The organism is Listeria aquatica (genome assembly GCF_014223975.1).
GTDB classification, from domain to species: Bacteria; Bacillota; Bacilli; order Lactobacillales; family Listeriaceae; genus Listeria; species Listeria aquatica.
The window spans coordinates 1-7,316 of record NZ_JAARRM010000009.1 but is presented as its reverse complement, the minus strand read 5'-3'; the positions used below and the strand labels follow the sequence as shown (position 1 = coordinate 7,316).

The 7,316-nt window shown below is 40.6% G+C and carries 6 protein-coding genes and 1 rRNA gene; all 7 read left to right on the top strand.

The features are described from left to right. A 5S ribosomal RNA gene (gene rrf, locus HB912_RS13425) occupies positions 1-76 on the top strand; the annotation flags it as partial. 152 nt (positions 77-228) lie between these two features. Next, positions 229-687, top strand: coding sequence for a CtsR family transcriptional regulator (locus tag HB912_RS13095; protein ID WP_185375204.1), 459 nt, complete (start codon positions 229-231; stop codon positions 685-687). 13 nt (positions 688-700) lie between these two features. Continuing rightward, positions 701-1,219: a UvrB/UvrC motif-containing protein gene (locus HB912_RS13090; RefSeq protein ID WP_185375202.1), complete on the top strand. Its 519-nt coding sequence runs from the start codon at positions 701-703 to the stop codon at positions 1,217-1,219. Further along, the gene (locus tag HB912_RS13085) at positions 1,216-2,250 is read left to right on the top strand and encodes a protein arginine kinase (protein ID WP_185375200.1); all 1,035 of its coding nucleotides are present in this window, start codon (positions 1,216-1,218) and stop codon (positions 2,248-2,250) included. The genes HB912_RS13090 and HB912_RS13085 overlap by 4 nt, the downstream gene beginning before the upstream one ends. Before the next feature lie 27 nt (positions 2,251-2,277). Then, positions 2,278-4,755, top strand: a complete 2,478-nt coding sequence (locus HB912_RS13080) for an ATP-dependent Clp protease ATP-binding subunit (protein WP_185375198.1) — start codon at positions 2,278-2,280, stop codon at positions 4,753-4,755. Positions 4,756-4,868: 113 nt separating this feature from the next. Further along, positions 4,869-5,780 (top strand): cation diffusion facilitator family transporter, encoded by a 912-nt coding sequence (locus HB912_RS13075; protein WP_185375196.1) that lies wholly within the window; start codon positions 4,869-4,871, stop codon positions 5,778-5,780. Between the two features lie 160 nt (positions 5,781-5,940). Further along, entirely contained in the window at positions 5,941-6,987 is a 1,047-nt protein-coding gene (locus HB912_RS13070) for an Mrp/NBP35 family ATP-binding protein (RefSeq protein ID WP_185375194.1), read from the top strand. Positions 6,988-7,316: the final 329 nt, after the last annotated feature.

The following is a 7,316-nucleotide window of genomic DNA, read 5'->3' as shown; positions in this document are numbered from 1 at the left end:
CGAACACGGTAGTTAAGCTTCTCCGCGCCGATGGTAGTTGGGGGCTTCCCCCTGTGAGAGTAGGTCGCCGCCGGGCACATGTAAAGCGCTTGAAGTCTTTAAGATTTCAAGCGCTTTTTTATGCAATCAGTCTACTTGCGCAACTTGCGCATCATCATGTATAATTAAAGTCAACTATAGTCAAAGTCAAGTGATGGTTTCTCGATTGTGCAAGAAAGGAGTATTCAAATGAGAAATATATCTGATATAATTGAAGCCTATTTAAAACAGGTATTAGAAGCAAATGAAGCAGTTGAAATAAAGCGAAGCGAAATAGCAGATAAATTTGAGTGTGTGCCTTCTCAAATTAATTATGTAATCAATACACGATTTACTATGGAACGTGGCTACATTGTTGAAAGTAAGCGAGGCGGTGGTGGTTACATTCGAATTATTAAAGTGAAAATGAATGACCAATTACAACTACTTGATGCTATTATTGCGATGGTACATGAAAAAAAAGTATCGCAAGCTTTTGCTGAAGATGTAGTGTTAAGACTTTTAGAAGAAGAAGTTGTGACAAAGAAGGAAGCAAGAATGATGGTGTCAGCTTTAGACCGTCAAGTTTTAATCATTCCTTTGCCAGATCGGGATATTTTAAGAAGTCGTATTTTGGAAGCAATGCTTACAGCTTTAAAGTATGACTGATTGGAGTGAGAAGATGCTTTGTGAACGTTGTGGGGAAAATGAAGCGATAACTAGGATTCAGCATTTGCACTCGGATGGAACACTTGAAGAAGTGTATCTATGTGAAAGCTGCGCCAATCAGGAAGAAGAGAATAAAATCCAAGCTTTTAACGAATTGGCTCTTAGCTTTTTGTCAATGCTTGATGGAAATAAAGTTGCAAAAAACAGAACTTCGGAGAAAAAGCAGCTTGTGTGTGATAACTGTGGGCTTGATTTTGATACTTTTCGTAAGACAAATCGGGCAGGGTGTCCACATTGCTACGATGCTTTTTATGAACAGATTTTGCAAGCTGCGAAACAGGTGCAAGGTGGTAATACAAAGCATGTAGGGAAAGTTCCGGATGCTTTTGTGGCTGAATCGGAGCGCGAGGAACGTATTTTGGCACTCAGAGAACAAATCCAAAAAATGGTTGAAATGGAGAACTTTGAGGAAGCAGCTCGGTTGCGCGATGAAATTCGTTCACTGGAAGGGAAGGCGGGTGAAGAGGAATGACGGAACAAAATCGTGTTTTGGCTCCCGTGCTAAGCTCGTGGCTGTCGAAAGATGGTGATGATGCAGATATTGTTCTTAGCTCGCGTGTTCGGATTGCAAGAAACTTTGAGGATGAGCTTTTCCCATTTTATGAGCAACGGGATGCGGTTGTAGAACGGGTTAGAAGAGTAGTGGATAATTCTTTTCTTTTGTTTAAGATGGAGGAGCTTGGGATACTTGACCGAGCGCTTCTAGTAGAGAAACATTTGATTAGTCCGTATTTGATGAACGAAAGTGAACACGGGGCTGTGTTTATTAGTCCTACTGAGAACTTGAGTATTATGACAAATGAAGAGGATCACTTGCGCGTGCAATGCCTTGAACCTGGCCTTGGGCTGTTCACAGCGCTCGAAAATGCGCTTCGGATGACTGAACAAATTGAGCAAGCCTACCCCTTCGCTTTTCACAAAGAGTTCGGTTATCTTACAAGTTGTATTACGAACTTAGGGACAGGATTGCGTGCTTCGGTGATGGTTCATTTGCCGGGACTTGTTGCAACCAAACGGCTGAAAAAAGTAGTTGACGCGCTTAGAAGCATTGGCTTTGTCATTCGTGGGATTTACGGCGAAGGGAGCCGGTCAGAAAGCAATATTTTTCAAATTTCTAATCAGATAACACTTGGAAAGACAGAAGAAGAAATTGTTAGTGATTTAACACAAATTATGGAACAGGTGATCATGCAAGAGCGTGTTAGTCGGACAAATTTGAAACAAAAATTTCATATTTCCCTTGAAGATCGTGTTTATAGGGCTTATGGAGTTTTAAAAAATAGCCGTGTGATTTCAATGCGAGAAAGTGGAGAAGCGATTTCGGACTTACGTCTCGGAATTGAATTAGGTTATTTTGAGCATATCTCTCGCCAAAAAATTAATGAACTGCTAATATTTTCGCAACCAGCCTTTTTACGAAAAGCCAGGGGGCAAGATATGAATGAATCAGAGGAAAAAGTAATTCGAGCATCGGTTATTCGTGATATTCTTGAAGAAGTTTAATGGATGGCCGCAAAGGAGGAAAACGATATGATGTTTGGACGTTTTACACAAAGAGCCCAGAAAGTTCTTGCCCTATCCCAGGAAGAGGCAATGCGACTCAATCATAGCAATCTTGGAACAGAACATATTTTACTTGGTTTAGTACGTGAAGGGGAAGGGATTGCCGCAAAGGCACTTTATGAACTTGGAATCAGCTCAGAAAAAGTTCAACAAGAAGTAGAAGAATTAATTGGTCAAGGTGAAAAAACCGTTACGACGATTCAATATACACCGCGTGCAAAAAAAGTTATTGAGCTTTCTATGGATGAAGCACGCAAACTCGGACACAGCTATGTGGGAACAGAACATATTTTACTTGGTTTGATTCGTGAAGGTGAAGGCGTGGCAGCTCGGGTGCTCAGCAATTTAGGGGTTAGCCTAAACAAAGCGCGTCAACAAGTACTTCAGCTTCTTGGCGGCGGGGATAATGGAACTGCCGGAAGACAAACAAATACGCAAGCAACACCGACACTTGACAGTTTAGCGCGTGATTTGACGGTCATTGCACGAGAAGATAACCTCGACCCTGTGATTGGTCGTGCAAAAGAAATTCAGCGTGTAATTGAAGTATTGAGTCGACGCACGAAAAATAACCCCGTTTTAATCGGGGAACCTGGGGTTGGGAAGACAGCGATTGCGGAAGGCTTAGCGCAACAAATTGTTCGTAATGAAGTCCCAGAAACGCTACGTGGAAAACGTGTGATGACGCTTGACATGGGAACGGTCGTTGCTGGAACGAAATATCGTGGTGAGTTTGAAGACAGACTGAAGAAAGTGATGGATGAAATTCGTCAAGCTGGCAATGTCATTCTGTTTATTGATGAACTCCATACCTTGATTGGGGCTGGTGGAGCTGAAGGTGCCATTGATGCTTCCAATATTTTAAAGCCACCTCTAGCACGTGGTGAATTGCAATGCATCGGTGCAACAACGCTTGATGAGTACCGAAAGTATATCGAAAAAGATGCGGCTTTAGAGCGTCGTTTCCAACCGATTAAAGTTGGGGAACCAACTATTGATGAATCCATTCAAATTCTTAATGGGTTGCGAGATCGCTATGAAGCACATCACCGAGTAGCGATTACAGATGAAGCTCTGGAAGCTGCTGTAAGGCTTTCTGATCGCTATATCTCAGATCGTTTCTTGCCAGATAAGGCCATTGATGTTATTGATGAAGCGGGTTCTAAAGTTCGTTTGAAAGCTTATACGACTCCTTCAAATTTGAAAGACCTTGAAGCGGAGTTAAGCGAACTTAAGAAAGAAAAAGATGCAGCTGTACAAGGACAGGAATTTGAAAAAGCTGCTGCTTTCCGTGATAAGGAAAAGAAAATTAGGCAGCAATTAGAAGAGAAAAAAACAAATTGGAAAGAGAAACAAGGGCGTGACAATAGCCAAGTTACGGAAGAAATAGTCGCAGAAGTTGTTTCTAGCTGGACAGGTATTCCGGTTACCAAAATTGCTGAAACGGAAACGGATAAACTGCTCAACATGGAAAAAGTGCTTCATCAGCGTGTTATTGGTCAGGATGAAGCGGTGAAAGCTGTTGCACTCGCAGTACGTCGTGCGAGAGCGGGACTAAAAGATCCGAAGCGTCCAATTGGTTCATTTATCTTTCTCGGTCCAACAGGGGTGGGGAAAACGGAACTTGCTAAAGCCCTCGCGGAGTCGATGTTTGGTGATGAAAGTGCAATGATCCGTGTTGATATGTCGGAGTATATGGAAAAATTCTCGACTGCGCGTCTAGTCGGTTCTCCTCCAGGCTATGTAGGTTATGAAGAAGGTGGACAGCTTACTGAGAAAATTCGTCAAAATCCGTATTCTGTTGTTTTGCTTGATGAAATTGAAAAAGCACACCCAGATGTGTTTAATATGTTACTTCAAGTTCTTGATGATGGACGCTTGACGGATTCTAAGGGTCGCGTGGTTGACTTTAGAAATACGGTCATTATCATGACATCAAATATTGGGGCACAAGAAATGAAAGAAGACAAGTCTGTTGGATTTAATGTCACAGATTTGACGCAGGACTATAAAGCGATGGAACACCGAGTGATGCAAGAATTGAAACGTGCATTCCGTCCTGAATTCATTAACCGAATTGATGAAACGATTGTTTTCCATTCGTTGACAGAAAAAGAACTCAAACAAATTGTTACTTTGCTGACTTCGCAGCTTACAAAACGGCTCGCTGAACGAGATATTCATGTGAAACTCACAGAAGGAGCAAAAGCGAAAATTGCAAAAGAGGGGTATGATCCGGAATACGGTGCTCGTCCACTTAAACGTGCGATTCAGAAAAATATTGAAGATCGCCTTTCTGAAGAACTGTTACGCAAAAACATCGAGCCAGGAGATATTGTTGAAATTGGTGTGAAAGATGGCGAGCTTGAGGTCCGGAAGAAAGATAAGGTAGCAAATGCAACTAAAAAGACCAACCGAAAAGCTAAAACTAAAGCCAAATCTTAATGGTATTTTGGAAAACCGAAACCTTTTGGGGTTTCGGTTTTTTTATGAAAAAGGTTGCTTGTATTATGTGTATATGCTAATATTGACATATAAAGAAATTGGGAGGAATAGCGATGGGACAACATCATTCACATGATCATCATGGACATGGGCACCATCACACTCATAGTGCCAATAAAAAAGCACTTTTTATCAGTTTTATCTTGATTGCCGGCTTCATGGTAGCTGAAGTGATCGGGGGAATATTAACTAATAGTTTAGCGCTTTTATCAGATGCTGGACATATGCTAAGTGATGCAGTTGCGCTGGGGCTTAGTTTGCTAGCGTTTAAGTTTGGGGAAAAAGCAGCGAGCGATTCCAAAACTTATGGCTATCGGAGATTTGAGATTTTAGCTGCTTTTTTTAATGGATTAACTTTAATCATCATTTCTTTATTTATTTTTTATGAGGCCTATCATCGCTTTTTTGAACCGAAACAAGTTATTGGTTCTGGCATGATGACAATCTCTGTTTTAGGGTTGTTAGTGAATATTTTAGTGGCTTATATTCTTGCAAAAGGGGACACAAGTGGTAATTTAAATATGCGAAGTGCTTTTTTGCATGTATTAGGTGATCTGCTTGGCTCTGTTGGGGCAATTGCGGCCGCACTACTTATTATTTTCTTCGGATGGAATATCGCGGATCCGATTGCAAGTGTATTAGTATCCATTTTTGTTTTGATCAGCGGCATTCGAGTCTTTCGTGAATCTATTCAAATATTGATGGAGGGAAAGCCAGCGAATGTTGAAATTGAGGGGATTCGAAATTACCTGCTTGAACAACCTGAAATTGAAAGTGTTCATGATTTACACGTCTGGTCAATTTCATCTGATTTTCCTTCGCTTACGGTTCATCTGCAAGTAGCTGAAGATGTTGATAGGGATGTGTTACTAGAAAGAATTCGCTCCAAGATTGAAAATCAGTTCCATGTTTCACATATTACAATTCAGATGGAACGGTCTATCACTCATGAACATTGTAATTAAGAAATAACTTGAAGTAGAGCTACTTTCACAATAAGTAAACGAAAAAAGATGGGGCGATGGAGACTCATCTTTTTTTGTTAGTAAAGCTTGTTTGTGAAAAAATGAGAGGGCTATGCTATAATGGGGAAACCGAATTCGATAATTTCATGGAGGGGAAATCATGTTAAATGAACAACAAGTTGGGAAACTAATTAACCGCCTAGTAGACCCAGTATTAGAGGCGACGCTTGAAGAAACGAATGGTGTCTTAGGAATAGAAGTAATTAAGCCTGACAAAGTTATTCTTCAGTTAGCTCTTGCCGATCCTGAAGTTGATAAAGTGGCTTTTTCAGAAAATATACAGGAGATGCTAGGACAATTTGGATTTGAAGACATTGTGCTGGATCTGCATTATTTAGCTTCAGATGTCATCAATTCGATTTTAGAACAACGTGAGGGCATTTTAAGTGAATCAAGTAAAACTAAGTTTATAGCTGTTGCAAGTGGAAAAGGCGGCGTTGGAAAGTCCACAATTGCAGCTAATCTAGCTGTTGCACTTGCTAGTCGGGGTAAAAAAGTTGGGGTGCTTGATGCGGATATTTACGGATTTAGTTTACCTGTACTTTTTGGGGAGATGACTGCACCAAAAAAAGAGGGAAACTTCATTGTTCCTGTTGAAACACACGGCGTGAAAATGATTTCGATGGATTTCTTTGTTGAGTCGGGAGAACCGGTTATTTGGCGTGGACCGATGCTTGGGAAAATGGTGAAAATGTTCTTAGAAGAAGTGAAATGGGGAGAATTGGATTATTTAATTATTGATTTACCACCTGGAACGGGGGATGTCGCACTGGATATCCATACGCTCCTTCCGAGTTGTTATGAACTAATCGTAACAACACCTCACTATGCTGCCGCACAAGTAGCTTCTCGCGCAGGATATATGGCTAGAAAAAATGGACATCACATTCTAGGAGTGGTGGAAAATATGACTGCGATAAATATTGATGGACATTTAGTAGAGCTATTTGGAGTAGGCGGAGGGAAAAAGGTGGCTGCTGATTTAGATGTTGATCTTCTGACTCAACTTTGGATGGAACAGCCTAATAAAAATACAAATGGATATGTAGACGGGATATACAATCCAGAAGATCTATTAAATGAGTCTTTTTTGAATTTGGCAGATGAAGTTATCGTCAAGTCTGATGTATCAGCAGGTTTAAAGTGATTCAATTGAGAAAAATTGTTGCGTGCATATGCAAAAATTGCATGTGTGCAAAATAAAATGAAAAAAGTTTTGGAAATCTATTGACGAGAGGCTTAAAAATTGGTATATTAATAAACGTTGCTGATGCGCTAAACGCGCAACGTCAACTCAAAAAATCGACCTTTGAAAACTGAACAAAAAGAAGACGAAAAAGCGATGAGACAATATGTTTCACCAATCAATTCGCAGGACAGGAAATCGAGAGCGATTTCCAAAAAACAAGCAAGAAAGCTAGCAAAGTCAATTTTGGCGCTAAGGAGACTTATTCACGGTGTTGGATAAGTATTCAA